This window comes from Amycolatopsis sp. NPDC023774 (assembly GCF_040639695.1).
GTDB lineage: Bacteria > Actinomycetota > Actinomycetes > Mycobacteriales > Pseudonocardiaceae > Amycolatopsis.
Genome location: NZ_JBFAAJ010000011.1, coordinates 184,071 through 198,972, shown reverse-complemented (window position 1 = coordinate 198,972; position 14,902 = coordinate 184,071). Strand labels below are relative to the sequence as shown.

General features: G+C 70.8%; 13 protein-coding genes. 7 read left to right on the top strand and 6 right to left on the bottom strand.

Going from position 1 to position 14,902, the window contains the following annotated elements; all coding sequences use genetic code 11:
- Positions 1-45: 45 nt before the first annotated feature.
- Entirely contained in the window at positions 46-1,536 is a 1,491-nt protein-coding gene (locus AB0F91_RS23810) for a CoA-acylating methylmalonate-semialdehyde dehydrogenase (RefSeq protein WP_360600554.1), read from the bottom strand.
- Positions 1,537-1,717: 181 nt separating this feature from the next.
- On the opposite strand from AB0F91_RS23810, the gene AB0F91_RS23805 reads away from it, so the two are divergent.
- Complete coding sequence (locus AB0F91_RS23805; protein ID WP_360600552.1) at positions 1,718-3,367, top strand: PucR family transcriptional regulator ligand-binding domain-containing protein; 1,650 nt, start codon at positions 1,718-1,720, stop codon at positions 3,365-3,367.
- 28 nt (positions 3,368-3,395) lie between these two features.
- The gene (locus tag AB0F91_RS23800; RefSeq protein ID WP_360600550.1) at positions 3,396-3,767 is read left to right on the top strand and encodes an SSI family serine proteinase inhibitor; all 372 of its coding nucleotides are present in this window, start codon (positions 3,396-3,398) and stop codon (positions 3,765-3,767) included.
- Here AB0F91_RS23800 and AB0F91_RS23795 read toward each other — a convergent pair.
- From AB0F91_RS23795 to AB0F91_RS23785, 3 genes are all read right to left on the bottom strand, one after another.
- Positions 3,764-5,332, bottom strand: coding sequence for a DUF4173 domain-containing protein (locus tag AB0F91_RS23795; RefSeq protein ID WP_360600548.1), 1,569 nt, complete (start codon positions 5,330-5,332; stop codon positions 3,764-3,766). The genes AB0F91_RS23800 and AB0F91_RS23795 overlap by 4 nt on opposite strands.
- Positions 5,333-5,403: 71 nt before the next feature.
- On the bottom strand, positions 5,404-6,450 hold the full coding sequence (locus AB0F91_RS23790; RefSeq protein WP_360600546.1) for a HAMP domain-containing sensor histidine kinase: 1,047 nt from the start codon (positions 6,448-6,450) through the stop codon (positions 5,404-5,406).
- A complete protein-coding gene (locus tag AB0F91_RS23785) occupies positions 6,447-7,142 on the bottom strand; it encodes a response regulator transcription factor (RefSeq protein WP_360600544.1) in 696 nt (231 codons plus the stop codon). Before AB0F91_RS23785 ends, AB0F91_RS23790 begins: the two co-directional genes overlap by 4 nt.
- 230 nt (positions 7,143-7,372) lie before the next feature.
- Between AB0F91_RS23785 and AB0F91_RS23780 the strand changes: the two genes are divergently transcribed.
- From AB0F91_RS23780 to AB0F91_RS23760, 5 genes are read left to right on the top strand one after another with little or no spacing between them, the layout of a single operon-like run.
- The gene (locus AB0F91_RS23780; RefSeq protein ID WP_360600542.1) at positions 7,373-8,926 is read left to right on the top strand and encodes an NCS1 family nucleobase:cation symporter-1; all 1,554 of its coding nucleotides are present in this window, start codon (positions 7,373-7,375) and stop codon (positions 8,924-8,926) included.
- Positions 8,877-9,719 carry a nitrilase-related carbon-nitrogen hydrolase gene (locus tag AB0F91_RS23775; protein ID WP_360600540.1) on the top strand — a complete coding sequence of 281 codons (843 nt, stop codon included), beginning with the start codon at positions 8,877-8,879 and terminating at the stop codon, positions 9,717-9,719. Before AB0F91_RS23780 ends, AB0F91_RS23775 begins: the two co-directional genes overlap by 50 nt.
- Complete coding sequence (hydA, locus tag AB0F91_RS23770) at positions 9,719-11,101, top strand: dihydropyrimidinase (RefSeq protein ID WP_360600538.1); 1,383 nt, start codon at positions 9,719-9,721, stop codon at positions 11,099-11,101. Before AB0F91_RS23775 ends, hydA begins: the two co-directional genes overlap by 1 nt.
- A 10-nt stretch (positions 11,102-11,111) precedes the next feature.
- Positions 11,112-12,110 (top strand): TIGR03842 family LLM class F420-dependent oxidoreductase, encoded by a 999-nt coding sequence (locus AB0F91_RS23765; protein ID WP_360600536.1) that lies wholly within the window; start codon positions 11,112-11,114, stop codon positions 12,108-12,110.
- 39 nt (positions 12,111-12,149) lie between these two features.
- Positions 12,150-12,665 (top strand): pyridoxamine 5'-phosphate oxidase family protein, encoded by a 516-nt coding sequence (locus AB0F91_RS23760; protein ID WP_360600534.1) that lies wholly within the window; start codon positions 12,150-12,152, stop codon positions 12,663-12,665.
- Between the two features lie 115 nt (positions 12,666-12,780).
- Here AB0F91_RS23760 and AB0F91_RS23755 read toward each other — a convergent pair whose 3' ends face one another.
- The gene (locus AB0F91_RS23755) at positions 12,781-14,001 is read right to left on the bottom strand and encodes a serine hydrolase domain-containing protein (RefSeq protein ID WP_360600532.1); all 1,221 of its coding nucleotides are present in this window, start codon (positions 13,999-14,001) and stop codon (positions 12,781-12,783) included.
- Positions 14,002-14,011: 10 nt separating this feature from the next.
- Positions 14,012-14,827 carry a siderophore-interacting protein gene (locus tag AB0F91_RS23750; protein WP_360600530.1) on the bottom strand — a complete coding sequence of 272 codons (816 nt, stop codon included), beginning with the start codon at positions 14,825-14,827 and terminating at the stop codon, positions 14,012-14,014.
- Positions 14,828-14,902 lie beyond the last annotated feature (75 nt).

Genomic DNA, 14,902 nt, shown 5'->3' with positions numbered 1-14,902 from the left:
CTGGCCCGGGTGCAGCACCCCGCGAAGCTGCCCCGGGCCAGGAGATCAGGAGTTCTTCGGGAAGCCCAGGTTCACCCCGGCGTGCGAGGTGTCCGGCCAGCGCGAGGTGACCACCTTGGTGCGCGTGAAAAAGTGGAAGCCTTCGGGCCCGTACGCATGGGTGTCCCCGAAGAGCGAGTCCTTCCAGCCGCCGAACGAGTAGTACCCGACCGGTACCGGGATGGGCACGTTCACGCCGACCATGCCCACCTCCACCTCGTTCTGGTAGCGCCGCGCGGCCGCGCCGTCGCCGGTGAAGATCGCGGTGCCGTTGCCGTACGGACTGGCGTTGACCAGGCTGAGCGCGTCGTCGAAGCTCGTCGCGCGCGCCACCGACAGCACGGGACCGAAGATCTCGTCGGTGTAGACCGACATCCCGGGTCCGACGCGGTCGAACAGCGTGGGGCCGAGCCAGAAACCGTCGCCCGCGATCTCGATGCCGCGGCCGTCGACCACGAGCTGCGCGCCTTCGGCGACGCCGGCGTCCACATAGGACGTCACGCGCTCGTGGTGCGCCTTGGTCACCAGGGGACCCATCTCCGACTCGGGTTCGCGGCCGTCGCCGACGCGCAGCCGGGTCATCCGCTCGGTGATCTTCGCGACCAGCTCGTCGCCGACCGGGTCGACGGCCACCACCACCGACACCGCCATGCACCGCTCCCCCGCCGACCCGAACCCGGCCGACACGGCGGCGTCGGCCGCCAGGTCGAGGTCGGCGTCGGGCAGCACGACCATGTGGTTCTTCGCCCCGCCGAGCGCCTGCACGCGCTTGCCGTGGCGAGTGCCCGTCTCGTAGACGTAGCGCGCGATGGGCGTGGAGCCGACGAACGAGATCGCCTTCACGTCGCGGTGTTCCAGCAGTCCGTCGACCGCGGCCTTGTCGCCGTGCAGCACGTTGAGCGCGCCCGCGGGCAGCCCGGCCTCGGCGAGCAGCTCCGCGATGAACAACGACGCGGATGGGTCCTTCTCGCTCGGCTTGAGCACCACGGTGTTGCCACACGCCAGCGCGTTGGGCACGAACCACAGCGGCACCATCGCGGGGAAGTTGAACGGCGAGATCACGCCGACCACGCCCAGCGGCTGCGCGATCGAGTACACGTCCACGCCGGTGGAGGCGTTCTCGCTGAAGCCGCCCTTGAGCAGCTGCGCGGCGCCGCACGCGTATTCGACGTTCTCGATCGCCCGTGCGATCTCGCCGGCCGCGTCGGACTCGACCTTGCCGTGCTCGCTCGTGATGATCTTCGCCAGCTCGTGCTTGCGCGCGGACAGCAGCTCGCGGAACGCGAACAGCACCCGCGTACGCCCGGCCAGCGACGTGCCGCGCCATCCCGGAAATGCGGCGGAAGCAGCCGCCACGGCCTGGTCTACCTCGGCCTGGCCCGCGAAGTCGACCTTCGCCCGGACCTCGCCGGTCGCGGGGTCGTACACGTCGCCGGTGCGCCCGGCCGCGCCGGTGTACGGCTTGCCGTCGATCCAGTGGCTGATGCGGTCGGTCACGACGTCGGCTCCTCGTTCTTGATTCAACACTGGGGGTCGCTGTTGCCTGGCTCTGTCGGGTCGCTCTCCACCCGAGTCTCGGCTCGCGCGCCACGCGGACGCCATCGGCAACGTGTACGGAGTCCCGCGCCCGGCCGTACAGTCTGTGCCTGCCGGTGTGCGAAAGAGGGGCGAGAACCGGATGTACCCGACCGTGTCCGAGGTGCTCGCGCTGCCGGCCCTGCGCCAGGGCCGGCCCCACCTCGTGGCGGGCAGCGCGGGGCTCGACCGGCCGGTGCGCTGGGCGCACGTGGCCGAGGTCGCCGACATCGCCCACCTCCTGCGCGGCGGCGAGCTGGTGCTCACCACCGGCGTCGCGCTGCCGGACGACGGCCCGTCGCTCGCCCGCTACGTCGCCGACCTCGCCGAGGTGGGCGTGGCCGGCGTGGTCGTGGAACTGGTCCGGCACTGGAGCGACCGCCTGCCGAACGCCCTGGTCGAGGCGGCCGAGCAGCACGGCCTGCCGCTGATCACGCTCTCGCGTGAGACGCGCTACGTCGCCGTGACCGAGGCCGTGAACGGGCTGATCGTCGACGCGCAGGTGGCCGAGCTGCGCGCGGCCGAGCGGGTGCACGAGACGTTCACCGCGCTCACCGTCGCGGGCGCGGAGCCCGGGGTGGTGCTCGGCGAGGTGACGCGGCTGACCGAGCAGCCGGTGGTGCTGGAGACGCTGGCCCACGAGGTGCTCGCCTACGACGCGGCCGGCACGGACCCCGCCGAACTGCTCACGGGCTGGCCGGCGCGCTCGCGCGTGGTGCAGCTCGGCGAGCGCACGGGCTACCACGCGAACGCGGGCTGGCTCGTGACGGTCGTCGGTGCCCGCGGCCACGACTGGGGCCGGCTCGTGCTCGTCTGCGCGGAACCACCGCCGCACCGCCACCGCGTGGTGGCCGAACGCGCGGCGTCGGCCCTGGCCGTGCACCGGCTGGTGGCCCGCGACTCCGACACGCTGGAACGCCTGGCGCACCGGGCCGTGATCACGGAACTGCTGGCTTCGCCGGCGCCGTCGGCGGAACTGCTCGCGCGGGCGTCGGCGCTGGCCGTGCCGCTGACCGGGCGGCGGCTGATCGGCCTAGCGGTGCGCCCGCGCATCACGGCGACCACGCGGCAGTCGCTGTCGACCCCGCTGCTGCTTCGGGAGCTGGCCGAGGCGACGGCGCTGGCCGCGCGGCGGGCGAAGGTGTCGGCGCTCGTGGCGACCGACGAGACGGGCGTGCGGGCCCTGCTCGCCCTTTCGCCCGAGGCGCACGCCGACGCCGTGCTGCAGCGGCTGGCCACCGACATCCACGAAGCCCGCGCGAGTGCGCCTGCCGTGCTCGCCGTCGGCACGACCGTGACCGGGCCCGCCGAGGCCCGGCGGACGCTGGTCGAAGCCGCGCAGGTGGCCGCGGCCGCACTGAGTGAAGAAACCGAACGGCCGCTGCACCGGCTGCGCGACGTGCGGCTGCGCGGGCTGCTGCACCTGCTGGCCGACGACGAGCGCGTCACGTCGTTCGCCGCGCGCGAGCTGGGGCCGCTGCTGCAGCGCGACGCCGCTTCCGGCAGCCGGCTGGTGCAGGCGCTGCGGCACTACTGCGCCCACGGCGGCAACAAGTCGGCGGCGGCCGTCGCGGCCCACACCTCGCGCACGGCGTACTACCAGCAGCTCGCGCGGATCGAGCAGGTCCTCGGCGTGCGGCTGGAAGACCCGGAGTCGATGTTGTCGCTCTACGTCGCACTCCTGGCCCACGACCTGACCGGCGACCCCACCCTTCCGGGGGAGGAAAACTCACCCGGACGTGCAGCACAGTGATCAGCTGCCGGGTGCCGATAGCCGAAGTATGGTGTTTTCTTCCTTCGCTCCGATCGCCGCGTGTGTGCTCGGCCTCAGTGGTGTCGCGGCGCCGCAGCTGCCCGCGTCCACGCTCCAGCTGAGCCTGCACGAGACGACGGGCCGCCTCAGCTCCGTTTCGCTCACCTGCGAGCCGGCCGGCGGCAGCCACCCCCAGTCCGACGCGGCCTGTGCCACCCTCGCGGGCGTCGACGGCGACATCGCCCACATCAAGCCGCGGCTGCAGCGCTGCACGATGATCTACTCGCCGGTCGATGCCGCCGCCTTCGGCACGTGGCACGGCAAGCCGGTCACGTTCCACGCCACGTTCTCGAACAAGTGCGCGGCCGACGCCCAAACCGCGGGCGTGTTCGGCTTCTAGCAGTGTCCCGGCGGCGGTAGCTCGACGTCCAGTGCCCTGGCCCGGCTGAGGTTCCAGCCGGGCCAGCTGTCGTCGTCCAGCCGCAGCAGCATCGGCCCCAGCACGCAGTCGGCGTTCGGCAGGCGTTCGGCGACCACGGGGAAGATGTCGGTGGAGAACCCGCGCAGGTAGGCCAGGTCGAGCGATTTCCCGTGCTGCGCGCGGTCGAGATTCGCGCCGGCGATGAGTGCCTCGGGGTTCGCGACCGCGAGCGCCAGCAACGCGCCGGCGGCCGTCGCGATGGCCGCGCGCGGCAGCCACGACGAGCGCAGGGTGACCAGCGCCGCCCCGACGAGCAGGAAGACGCAGCCGAGCCAGAGCTCGCAGACCTCCACGAGCAGCCGCAGCACGGTGAAGCCGTAGGCCTCCTGGTAGGTCCACATGCGACTGAGCGCGGACACCACGAGCACGAGGCTCAGCGCCGCCAGGCCACCGAGCAACACCCGCTGCCGCAACCGTTCCGCGGCGGTCACCTGCGGCGCCCAGCGCAACGCCAGCGCGATGATGCCCAACGTGAGGACCGTGCACGCGCACAGCTGCCAGAAGCCGCCGCGAGCGTATTCGGCCGAGGTGAGGCCACCGGTGCGCAGCACGTAGCCCGTGCCACCGAACAACTCCACGAGCCGCACCACGACGTACGCGGCGAACAGCGCCACCAGGGTCACGAGCGGGACCGTCCACAATAGACCTTCGCCCTGGGCTTTGCGGTTGCCGTCGGTCGCCCGGCGCGGCGGCGCGGCCAGCACGTAGTACGCCCCCGCCGTGCCGAAGGCGCCGGCGCAGAACAGGAATCCCCACCGCACGGCCGAATCCGCGCGCAGATCGGGCACCAGCGCCCCGACGAAGTGCGCGAACGTCGCGTCCGCACTCGTCAGCAACGGCAGGAACACCGCCAGCACCGCCGCCGCCCCGAGCGCGGCCCCCAGCACGCGACCGTGCTGCGTCCCCCGGCCCCGCAGCCCGCGCGCCACCCACGGGATCGCGTGGAACGCCTCCAGCGGCACGGCGAGCGCGTCGTAGACCGCCGAGTTCACCGACCGCGGCCCCACCACCGCCAGCGACCCGGCCACCAGCGCGGCCACGACGCACAGCCCGAACAGCCACTCCGACGCCCGCACCGCGCCGACCGCCACCAGCGCGAGCGCCAGCAGCGCCCACGCGACGCTCGCCCGCCGGGTCGTCTTCTCCTCCCGCGCGCGGCGATCCACGACCACGATCAGCGCCGTCACCACCAGCGCCGCCAGCAGCCACCCGAGCCCCGGCCGATCCAGTGGCACCAACGTCGCGGTCACGACTCCGGCCACCGCGACGGCCGGCAGCACCCCGGCCACCATCGGCACCACTGCCGACTTCGGCGCGGGCCTCACCAGTATCGGCGTGAACGGCTCCGCGACGGCGACGCCGCCGGCTCCCCCCGAACCGGCGGCTCCCGCGTCCTCGGCGGGTGGGGCAGCCCCCTCGACTGCCCCACCCACCGCGTTCTCCGGCGGTACCGCGTGGGCGACTCTCGGCCTTTCCTCGGTCACGAAAAACCTCCTTGTTCGCGTTAGCAAATGGTCGGGCGCGGCGGCGTCCCTCACGGGAAGCGCCAGGAAGATCAGGCCGGCAACGTCACGCGGATCCGGCACCCCGGCGCCGGGCCGAGCACGACGTCGGCCGGGGGTTCGACCACGGCGATGGTCCCGCCGTGCAGCTCCACGACCCAGCGCGCGATGGCCAGGCCCAATCCGGTCCCGCCACCGCCGGCGCGCTCACCGCGAGTGAAGCGCTCGAAGACGCGGTCGCGGTCGGCGGCGGGAATGCCGGGGCCTTCGTCGCGGACTTCGATACGGGTCTCGCCGGCGTTCACGACCGCGCGGACCTCCACCGAGCCACCCGCGGGACCGTGGCGAGCGGCGTTCTCCAGCAGGTTCACCACCACCTGGTACAGCCGTTCGCGATCCGCCCGCACGCACGCGCCCGGGGGCGACACCGACACGTCGAAGCGCACCCCGCGCCCCGTGGCCGCGGCCATGGCCTCCGCCTCGGCGGCCACCTCGGCCAGCAGCGCCTCCAGGTCCACGCGAGTGAGGTCCAGCGACAACGTCCCGGCGTCGATCCGCGAGAGATCCAGCAGCTCGGTGACGAGCCGGCCCAGCCGTTCGCTCTGGTGCAGGGCCGTGCGCAGGGTCGCGGCGTCGGGCGACGAAACGCCGTCGACCAGGTTCTCGAGCACGCCGCTCAACGCGGTGATGGGCGTGCGCAGCTCGTGCGAGACGTTCGCGATCAGCTCCCGCCTTTGCTGGTCAGCGGTCGCGAGGTCGGCAGCCATCTGGTTGAACGCGTGGGCGAGGGAACCGACCTCGTCGCGGGCCGTCGCGCGGATGCGGCGCGTGTAGTCGCCCTTCGCCATCGCGCGGGCCGCCGCGGTCATCTCGCGCAGCGGCCGGGTCATGCCGTGGGCCAGGATTTGCGAGGTGACCAGGGCGATGAGCATGGCCGTGATCGTGGTCGCGGGCGGCAGCCAGCCGATGCGGGACCAGAAGAAGAGAAACGCGATCGCCCCCGCCGCCAGCATGAGGATCGCCAGCTTGAGCTTGATCGACCGGATCGGATCGAGCGGCCGCGGCAGGAAGTCGACGGCCTTCGACAGCAGGGCCTTCACGCCGGCACCTCCAACGCGTACCCGACCCCGTGGACCGTGCGGATGAGATCCGCGCCGAGCTTGCGCCGCAGAGCTTTGATGTGGCTGTCGACGGCGCGCGTGCCGGCGCCGCCCGTCGGCACATCCCAGTCCCACACCTCGCTGAGCAGCCGTTCGCGCGGCTGGACCGCTCGCGGCCGGCGCGCGAAGTGCACCAGCAAGTCGAACTCGATGGGGGTGAGCTGCGCCGGCACGCCGCCCCGGGCCACCCGGCGCTGGTCGATGTCGATCTCCAGGTCGCCCAGCACGATCCGCTCCGGGGCCGTGACCTGCGCCGACCGTTCGATCCGCCGGAGCAGGGCGCTCACCCGGGCGCTGAGCACGCGCATCGAAAACGGCTTGGTCAGGTAGTCGTCGGCACCGACACCGAGGCCCACGAGCAGGTCGGTCTCGTCGGCACGCGCGGTGAGCATGAGGACCGGCACCGGGCGCCGTGCCTGGATCCGGCGGCACACCTCGAGCCCGTCGAACCCCGGCAGCATCACGTCGAGCACCACGAGGTCCGGGCCGAACTCGGCTTCACCCGCCACCGCGGCCGGGCCATCGTGGGCCACGTCCACGGTGAATCCCTCGGCCCGCAGCCGGGCGGCGATCGACGCGGCGATCGTGAGGTCGTCCTCGACGACCAGCACCCGCCGTCCCCCTTTGTCCATGCCGCTGACTCTAGGGAACCAACGTGGAGGCCATCCGGGTGAGCTGTGGAGATCTTGTGGAGAACTCCCGCCGTGTTTCGGTCACTTTGCCCGGAAGATACCGGCAGATTGTGACGCACGTCATGCACTGCCGGGCGACGAAGTGCAATCGACAGTCTGCGCCGAGCGCACGCGAAGAGTGAACAGTCTGCCTCTGCCACCCGCCCGCGCCCGGCGCGCAGGATTCCGCAATGGAGCCGACGACACGCGAACACGCCGACGGCCGCGTGGAACTCGCCGATGTGCGGTCCCTCGCGGGCAGCAGGTTCTTCAACGAGGAACTGGCCCCGGTCCCGGTCGCCAAACGCACCTGGACCACGTACAACTACTTCGCGCTCTGGATGGGGATGGCGCACAACATCCCCAGCTACGCCCTGGCCGCGTCGCTCATCGCACTCGGCATGAACTGGGTCCAGGCGCTCATCACGATCACCATCGGCAACCTCGTGGTGCTCGCGCCGATGCTGCTCAACAGCCACGCCGGCACAAAGTACGGCATCCCGTTCCCGGTGTACGCCCGCGCGTTCTACGGCCTGCGCGGCGCCAACCTGGCCGCGCTGCTGCGCGCGTTCATCGCGTGCGGCTGGTTCGGCATCCAGACGTGGGTGGGCGGCGAGGCGATCTACGTGATCGTCGGGCGCCTCGCCGGCTCCGGCTGGCGCGACACGACGGTCGTGTGGGGCCAGCACTGGACACTGTGGCTGAGCTTCGCCGTGTTCTGGATCGTGCAGATGCTGATCATCTGGCGCGGCATGGAGGCGGTGCGCAAGTTCGAGAACTGGACGGCCCCGCTGGTGTCGGTCGGGTTCCTCATCCTGCTCGGCTACGTGCTCATCAAGGCCGGCGGCCTGGGCCCCATCCTCGAAGACGGCGGCAAGCTCGGCTGGGGTTCGGACTTCTGGAAGGTGTTCGCGCCGTCGCTGATGGCGATGATCGCGTTCTGGTCCACGCTCTCGCTCAACATGCCGGACTTCACGCGCTTCGGCGGCAGCCAGCGCAAGCAGGCGCGCGGGCAGGTCCTCGGCCTGCCGACCACGATGACGTTCATCGCGATCGTCGCGATTCTCACGACGTCGGGCGGGCACGTGCTCTACGGCGAGGACATCTGGGACCCGGCGCAGCTGGCCGACCGCTTCGCGAGCCCGGTCGTGGTGGTCGTGGCACTGGTGGCGCTGGTACTGGCCACGATCTCGGCGAACCTGGCAGCCAACGTCGTGAGCCCCTCCTACGACTTCTCCAACGCCTTCCCGAAGCGCGTCACCTTCGCGGTCGGCGGCTTGATCACCGGCATCCTCGGCATCGCGATCCAGCCGTGGCGGCTCTACTCCGACCCGAGCATCTACATCTTCGCGTGGCTCGGGTTCTACGGCGGCCTGCTCGGCGCCGTCGCCGGCGTGCTCGTGGCCGGCTACTGGGTGGTCAACCGGACCCGGCTTCGGCTGCGTGACCTCTACACACCCGGTGGGGTGTACTGGTTCCGCGGGGGCTGGAACTGGCGCGCCCTCGTCGCGACGCTGGTGGGGGCGGTCCTCGCCGTCGGCGGAGCGTACGGCGGCCCCTTCCCCGCGGACGGTCTCATCCCGTTCCTCAAACCGCTCTACGACTACAACTGGGTGATCGGCTTCGCCAGCGCATTCGTCGCGTACGTGCTGCTCGCCCTGCCGGTGAAGAAGAAGAAGAAGGAGGAGGAGACAAGTGAGCGACCTGGTTCGAGCCGGATTGATCCAGCAGCGGTGGACGGGTGACAAGGATTCGATGATCGCGAACGCCGTGGCCGCTGTCGGCAAGGCGGCCTCGCAGGGAGCGCAGGTCGTCTGCCTGCAAGAGCTGTTCTACGGCCCGTACTTCTGCCAGATCCAGGACGCCGACTACTACTCCTACACCGAGGGCATCCCCGACGGCCCGACCACGAAGCTCATGCAAGAAGTGGCCGAGCGCCACGGCGTGGTGCTCGTGGTGCCGATGTACGAGCAGGAGCAGCCGGGCGTCTACTACAACACCGCGGCGGTGATCGACGCGGACGGCAAGTACCTGGGCAAGCACCGCAAGAACCACATCCCGCAGGTGAAGGGGTTCTGGGAGAAGTTCTACTTCCGGCCCGGCAACCTCGGCTACCCGATCTTCGACACGGCGGTGGGCCGCATCGGCGTCTACATCTGCTACGAGCGCCACTTCCCCGAGGGCTGGCGCGCGCTGGGCCTGGCCGGGGCGAAGATCGTGTTCAACCCGTCGGCGACCAGCCGCGGCCTGTCGGAGTACCTGTGGCGCCTGGAGCAACCGGCCGCCGCGGTGGCGAACGAGTACTACGTGGGCACGATCAACCGCGTCGGCGTGGAACCCCTGGGCGACAACGACTTCTACGGCCAGTCCTACTTCGCGGACCCGCGGGGCCAGCTCGTGGGCGACGCCGCGTCGGACACCGAGGAGGAGATCGTGGTGCGCGATCTCGACATGGGCCGGCTCGCCGAGGTGCGCGACCTGTGGGCGTTCTACCGCGACCGCCGCCCCGACAGCTACGGACCCCTGACGGAGGCCTGATGACCACACTGATCAAGGGCGGCCAGGTCGTCTCACCGTCCGGTGCGGTGTCTGCCGACGTGCTGGTGGACGGCGAGCGCATCGCCGCCGTCGCCGCGCCCGGCGTGCTCGACGCCGACGAGACGATCGACGCCACCGGCAAGTACGTGCTGCCCGGTGGGATCGACGCGCACACGCACATGGAGATGCCGTTCGGCGGCACGCACTCGGTGGACACGTTCGAGACCGGCACCACCGCCGCGGCGTGGGGCGGGACGACCACGATCATCGACTTCGCCGTGCAAGCCAAGGGGACGTCGTTGCAGTCCACGCTGGACAAGTGGCACGCGAAGGTCGACGGCAACTGCGCGATCGACTACGGGTTCCACATGATCATGTCGGACGTCAACGACTCCACGCTCAAGGAAATGCAGTCCTGTGTGGACGCCGGCGTGGGCAGCTTCAAGATGTTCATGGCTTATCCGGGCGTGTTCTACAGCACGGACGGCGAGATCCTGCTCGCGATGCAACAGGCGCGCGAGATCGGCGCGACGATCATGATGCACGCGGAGAACGGCATCGCGATCGACCAGCTGGCCGCGCAGGCGGTGGCGGCGGGCAATGTCGACCCGCTGCAGCACGGCCTCACGCGGCCGCCGCAGCTGGAAGGCGAGGCGACGTCGCGGGCGATCACGCTCGCGGCCGTGACGGGCGCGCCGCTCTACATCGTGCACCTGTCGGCGTCGCAAGCGCTTGCGGCCGTGGCGGAGGCGCGCGGCGACGGGCAGAACGTGTTCGCCGAGACGTGCCCACAGTACCTGTACCTGTCGATCGAGGATCTGGCGCGGCCGGGCTTCGAGGGCGCGAAGTTCGTGGCCTCGCCGCCGTTGCGGGACAAGTCACACCAGGCGGACCTGTGGCGCGGGCTGCGGACCAACGACCTGTCGGTGGTGTCCACGGACCACTGCCCGTTCTGCTTCAAGGACCAGAAGGAGCTCGGCCGCGACGACTTCCGCGCGATCCCCAACGGGATGCCGGGCGTCGAGCACCGGATGGACCTGCTGCACCAAGGCGTGGTCGCGGGTGAGATCACGCTGGGCCGCTGGGTCGAGACGTGCTCGGCGACGCCGGCGCGGATGTTCGGGCTGTATCCGCGCAAGGGTGTGATCGCGGCCGGATCGGATGCGGACATCGTGATCTACGATCCCGCGGCGACGCAGACGCTGTCGGCTTCGACACATCACATGAACGTGGATTACTCGGCGTACGAAGGGTTTTCCCTGACCGGGAAGGTCCACACTGTCCTGTCGCGGGGCCGGGTCGTGGTGTCTCCTTCCGGCTTCAGCGGCTCGGCCGGGCACGGGAAGTTCCTCTCGCGCGGACTCAACCAATACTTGAGCTGAAGGGGGCGTCGTGGATTTCGGGATCGTGCTGCAGACGGACCCGCCGGCGTCGGACGTCGTGCGGCTGATGAAGTCGGCCGAGGACCAGGGGTTCCGGTACGGCTGGACGTTCGACTCGTGTGTGCTGTGGCAGGAACCTTTCGTGATCTACTCGCGGGTCCTGGCGGAGACGTCTTCGCTGGTGGTGGGGCCGATGGTCACCTCGCCGGCCACGCGCGACTGGTCGGTGATGGCGTCGACCTTCGCTACCCTCAACGACATGTACGGCAACCGCACGGTGTGCGGCATCGGCCGCGGCGACTCGGCGCACCGGGTCGTCGGCAAGCCACCGTCCACTTTGGCCACGCTGCGCGACTGCATGCGCGTGGTGCGCGACCTCGCCGAGGGGCGCGAGGTCACGATGAACGACACGGCCGTGCGCATCCCGTGGGTGCGCAACGGGCGGCTGGAGATGTGGATGGCCGGGTACGGGCCGAAGGCGCTGAAGACCGTGGGCGAGCACGCCGACGGCTTCATCCTGCAGTGCGCCGACCCGGCCATCGCGCGCTGGACGATCGGCGCGGTGCGTGAGGCCGCGCGCGCCGCCGGCCGCGACCCGGGTGGCATCACGCTCTGCGTGGCCGCGCCCGCGTACGTCGGCGAAGACCTCACCCACCAGCGCGAGCAGCTGCGCTGGTTCGGCGGCATGGTCGGCAACCACGTCGCGGACCTGGTGGCGCGGTACGGCGACGCGGGCCCGGTGCCGCACGAGCTCACCGACTACATCCGCGCCCGCACCGGCTACGACTACAGCCACCACGGCCGCTCCGGCAACCCGTCCACGGACTTCGTGCCGGACGAGATCGTCGACCGGTTCTGCCTGCTCGGGGCCGCCCCCGCGCACATCGCGCGCCTGCAGGAGCTCGCGGAGCTGGGCGTGAACCAGTTCGCCCTGTACCTGATGCACGACGAACGCGAGGAGACGCTGGCCGCGTACGGCGGGCAGATCGTCGGCAAACTAACTGCTTAGGGGCTGTCGATTCTCGCTGGTGCCGTTCGACGCGTTGACATGACTGAACCCATCCGAACCCGAAACCTGGACATCTACGGCCACGTGGAACTCCCCTGGAGCCGTGCCCACGACGCCCTCATCCTTTCGCCAAGCGCCGACCTGACCTTCTTCCTCACCACCGTCCGCCCCGACGGGCGCCCCCACTCGGCCGGAGTGGACGCCCTCTGGGACTCGGACGCCCTGTACTTCACCAGCGGCCCGGACACCCTGAAGTCACGTCTGTTGGCATCCCACGCGGCCTGCAGCGTCGGCGTCCGTTTGCAGGGCATCGACCTGACGCTGGAAGGCTTCGCCACCCGCGTAAAGGACCCCGCCACGGTCGAACACCTCGCTGCCGTCTACCACGCCAACGGCTGGCCCGTCACCGCCGACGGTGACACCTTCACCGCTCCGTACAGCGCACCGAGCGCGGGGCCACCGCCTTGGTCCGTCTACCGCCTGGACCTGCGCACCGCGGTGGGCGTCGCCACGGCCGAACCCCACGGCGCGACGCGGTGGGACTTCGCCCGGTGACCCCAGCCCATCCACGGTTCGCAGGCGGGCCGCCGAAGCGCCCGCCTGCAAGTCGTGGACCGGCACCGGGGACGAGAACCAGGCCGATCCCCGGCACCGGTCAAAACCAGCCGGCTCAGTCGACCAGCGCCTGATACACCAGCTGCCGCAACTGCTGCCGGATCGGATGCGTGCTCGACGGCAGCAGCTGCGTGTAGAACGCCACCGTCAGGTCCTCGTCCGGATCCACCCAGAACGCCGTCGACGCGGCCCCGCCCCAGGCGTACTCACCGGCGCTCGACAGGGTCTTCGCCTTCACCGGGTCCTCCAGCACGGAGAACCCGAGGCCGAACCCGAACCCGTCAAACGGCATCTCCGCGAACAGCGGCCGGCCGTAGGCCTCGAGATCGACGTGACCCGGCAGGTGGTTGCTCGCCATCATCGACACCGTGCGCGGCCCCAGGATTCGCGCATCGTCCAGCGCGCCGCCGCGCAGCAGCATTTGTGTGAAGCGGTGGTAGTCGGCAGCGGTGGACACGAGCCCACCGCCGCCCGAGAACGAGTCCGGCCGCGAAACCCCGATGGAGCCGAAAGCCTCGTTGCGGGTGGGCAGCTTGGTCCGCGGATGAGCGACGTACAGGGCCGCCAGGCGGTCCGTGTCCTTCGTGAAGAAGCCGGTGTCCGTCATGCCCAGTGGCCCGAAGATCCGCTCCGCGAAGACCTCGTCCAGGGGCTTGCCCGCGAGGACCTCCACGAGGCGGCCGAGGACGTCCGTCGACACGGAGTAGTTCCACTCGCTGCCCGGCTGGAAGACGAGGGGGAGCTCGGCCAGCGCGCGGGTGCAGGCGGCGAGGTCCAGACCCGGCGGGGTGCCCCACTCGAAGCCCGCGGCGCGGTAGATCGTGTCGATGGGGTGGGTGTGGTGGAAGCCGTAGGTGAGGCCGCTGGTGTGGGTGAGCAGGTGCCACAGGCGAATGGGCTCGATCGCGGGCACCGTCACCGGGCTCAGCGCCGAGCCCTTCACGTACACCTGCGGCGCCGCGAACTCCGGCAGCCAGCGGGAGATCGGGTCGGTGAGGTCGATCACGCCCTCTTCGACGAAGGTCATCGCCGCCACCGAGGTGATCGGCTTGGTCATCGAGAAGATGCGCCAGATGGTGTCGTGCTCTACGGGGGCGCCCGACTCGACGTCCCGCTTGCCGTGGGAAGCGACGTGGACGATGCGCCCGTGCCTGCTCACCACCGCGAGGTAACCGGGCAGCCGCCCGTCGTCCACATAGGCGTCGAAGTGCCGGTCGATCCGCTTCAGACGGTCAGCGTCGAACCCCGCCGAAGACGGGTCGGTCTCCACGTTCATGCCGGCGACATTACGCCCTTTCGCGCGCCCGCTCGGCCGCCTTCTCTTCGCGCCACGCCTCGTCGTTCTTGCCCTCGCGCCAGTAGCCGGAGATCGACACCGACTCCTTCGCGACGCCGCGCTCGGCGAAGAGATACCGCCGCAGCTCGCGCACGAAGCCGGCCTCGCCGTGGACGAACGCGTGCACGTCCTCACCCGGCCACGGCAGCGCCTTCACCTCGGCCGCGAGGTCCGCACCAGCCGACCGGTGCAGCCACGTGATCTGCGCGTCGGCCTTCGTCACCAGCGGCTGCTCCTCCGAGGCGTCGGACACGAGCAGGAACACGTGCGCCCGCGCGCCCGCCGGCATGACCTCCAGCGACGCGGCGATGGCCGGCAACGCGGCCTCGTCGCCGACGAGCAGGTGCCAACCCGCGTCGGCGCGCGGGGCGTACACGCCACCGGGGCCCGCGAGCAGCAGCTCGTCGCCCGGCTGCGCCCGCATCGCCCACGGGCCGGCCAGCCCCTCGTCGCCGTGCACCACGAAGTCGAGCACGAGCTCGCCGGCCGCTTCGTCGTAGGACCGCACGGTGTACGAGCGCATCCGCGGGCACTGCTCACGCGGGAACTCCGCACGGATGCGCTGCAGGTCGAACGGCTCCGGGTACTCGACGCCCGGCACCTTGAAGATCACCTTCACGTACGCGTCGGTGAACGCGTTGGGCGTGAAATCGCGCAGGCCTTCGCCCCCGGCCACGATCCGGATCATGTGCGGGGTCAGGTTCTCCTTGCGCAGAACCGACAAGCGCACGCCCGGGTTTCCCTTGCGCGCCGGAGCACCGGCCATCGGACACCACCCATTCACTAAGGCTTACCTAATCTGGCCTCTACCGTACGCGCCCGTCCCCCGTCCCGCCTAGCG

Coding starts and splice junctions, on each gene's coding strand:
- AB0F91_RS23785 (WP_360600544.1), bottom strand. CDS start 7,142: ATGGACAAAGGGGGACGGCGGGTGCTGGTCGTCGAGGACGACCTCACG.
- AB0F91_RS23780 (WP_360600542.1), top strand. CDS start 7,373: ATGGAGCCGACGACACGCGAACACGCCGACGGCCGCGTGGAACTCGCC.
- AB0F91_RS23755 (WP_360600532.1), bottom strand. CDS start 14,001: ATGAACGTGGAGACCGACCCGTCTTCGGCGGGGTTCGACGCTGACCGT.
- AB0F91_RS23800 (WP_360600550.1), top strand. CDS start 3,396: ATGGTGTTTTCTTCCTTCGCTCCGATCGCCGCGTGTGTGCTCGGCCTC.
- AB0F91_RS23750 (WP_360600530.1), bottom strand. CDS start 14,827: ATGGCCGGTGCTCCGGCGCGCAAGGGAAACCCGGGCGTGCGCTTGTCG.
- AB0F91_RS23760 (WP_360600534.1), top strand. CDS start 12,150: ATGACTGAACCCATCCGAACCCGAAACCTGGACATCTACGGCCACGTG.
- hydA (WP_360600538.1), top strand. CDS start 9,719: ATGACCACACTGATCAAGGGCGGCCAGGTCGTCTCACCGTCCGGTGCG.
- AB0F91_RS23805 (WP_360600552.1), top strand. CDS start 1,718: ATGTACCCGACCGTGTCCGAGGTGCTCGCGCTGCCGGCCCTGCGCCAG.